General features: G+C 57.6%; 3 protein-coding genes. All 3 read left to right on the forward strand.

Annotated features, from left to right (window positions below; genetic code table 11):
- The first annotated feature begins 74 nt into the window (after positions 1-74).
- Complete coding sequence (locus tag KOE80_RS20050; protein WP_226349832.1) at positions 75-467, forward strand: hypothetical protein; 393 nt, start codon at positions 75-77, stop codon at positions 465-467.
- On the forward strand, positions 464-1,264 hold the full coding sequence (locus KOE80_RS20055; protein WP_226349833.1) for an N-acetylmuramidase domain-containing protein: 801 nt from the start codon (positions 464-466) through the stop codon (positions 1,262-1,264). The genes KOE80_RS20050 and KOE80_RS20055 overlap by 4 nt, the downstream gene beginning before the upstream one ends.
- 261 nt (positions 1,265-1,525) lie before the next feature.
- Positions 1,526-1,775 (forward strand): Rz1-like lysis system protein LysC (lysC, locus tag KOE80_RS20570; RefSeq protein WP_226349834.1); only part of this gene is annotated, 250 nt, incomplete at its 3' end.

Genomic DNA, 1,775 nt, shown 5'->3' on the forward strand with positions numbered 1-1,775 from the left:
GATGCTGGCTGCGGCTGGCGTGGCCTTCTGCCTGCGTGATGGCATTGTGAGTCAGACGGCAATGCGGGGTGGCCATGAGTAAGGCGCTGCGCGATGCACTGGTCGTGCTGGCCTGTTACTCCATCCACGCTTCTGTCTATGCCTCACAGGTGTCGTTGTGGACTCAGATCACGACAGGCGGAACGATCATGGACATGGTGATCAATCTGATGTCTGCGATCTGCGCATCAATGGCAAACACGATGTTTCGGTTGAAAAGCGAGATTGTGGTGGTAACTCGCGTCTTCAAAGAACTGGCCGTGGGGCTACTGGTGGGCATAACCGCTGGGATCATCACTTACGCACTTAGCGAGGCGGCACAAACAAACAAATTCTTGCAGCTGGGCCTAGTGACCATTGCGGGCTGGGCGGGTTCAAAGGTTATTGAATTTTATTCCGGTAAGTATTTTGGCAAGGAGGAGCCATGATCCTGCGTCTGAATTCTGTGGGTGCCGATGTGGGGAGCTTGCAGCAGCGACTGTTTACCCAGGGCTTCAAGATTGAACGCACGAATGTCTATGACGAGCGCACCGAGGCGGTGATTCGTCAGACTCAAGCCCGTGCAGGTTTGGTGGTCGATGGGATTTATGGACCCAAGACCGAGGCCTATCTCAAGGGTAGCGAGACGGGCGTGTACATGAAACAGTCCGACCTGGTTGCTGCTGCGCAGAAGTTGGGCGTTGACCTGGCCAGCGTCATGGCCGTCAATGAAGTGGAGAGTACCGGGACGGGCTTCATTGAGCCTGGTATGCCTCGCATCTTGTTTGAGCGTCATGTGTTCTGGCGGCGTTTGGTGGTTCATGGCGTGGATCCCAAGCCTTTGGCTCTTAAGTTCCCCGGTGTCGTCAGTCAGCAGCGTGGTGGCTATGCCGGTGGGCGCTCTGAATATACGCGCCTGGCGGTGGCGGTCGAGATCCATGCCGATGCGGCGTATGAGGCCTGCAGCTGGGGCGCGTTCCAGATAATGGGCTACCACGCGAAAGCCCTGGGCTTTGAGTCCGTGCGTGAGTTCGTCGCTTACATGCGCGAGTCCGAGGGCAACCATCTGGACGCATTTGTGCGCTTTATCTTGGCTGATCCGGCCCTGCATCGGGCGCTAGTTGGTCGCAAATGGGCGACGTTCGCACGGCTCTACAACGGCCCAGCCTATGCCGATAACTTGTATGACGTGAAGCTGGCCAGGGCGTTCAAACGCTATGAGCAATGGATCAAGGATGCGTCATGAGCTGGCGTCAAAGTATCTTGCAGTTGGCCATCATTGTGCTGCTGGGCTATGCGGCCTGGCAGTCCTATCAGCGGGCCAGCTTGCAGACTGAGATCGCCCAGGAACAAAAGAAGCAGCTCCTCGGTTTGGAGGAGCTGCTTAATAGCATCCAGACTCACCAAGCCACCATTAACTCCCAGTCGGGTGCCATTCTTAGCCAGCAGGCCGCGCTGCGCGGCACGCTCGCTCAGCGCCAGGCCGAATTCAGGAAGCTAGAGCAACATGTTCAAGAAATACGTGAGTGGTCTCTGGGCCAGCTGCCCGATACTGTTCAGCGCTTGCGCGAGCGTCCCGCCGTCACCGGCGCACAGGCTTATCACGATGCAGTGCGCTCCAGTCGTGCCCTGCACACTGACCGCGAGCCAGCCACGGACGAACGGTGATCTGAACGTATTGCTGGACCAGGTCGAGAATGATTGGGCTGTGTGTGCCGCTCAGGTAGATGCCGTCTATCGTTGCCAGCAGGAGGCCC

This window comes from Alcaligenes sp. 13f, from assembly GCF_020496585.1.
GTDB lineage: Bacteria > Pseudomonadota > Gammaproteobacteria > Burkholderiales > Burkholderiaceae_B > Alcaligenes > Alcaligenes phenolicus.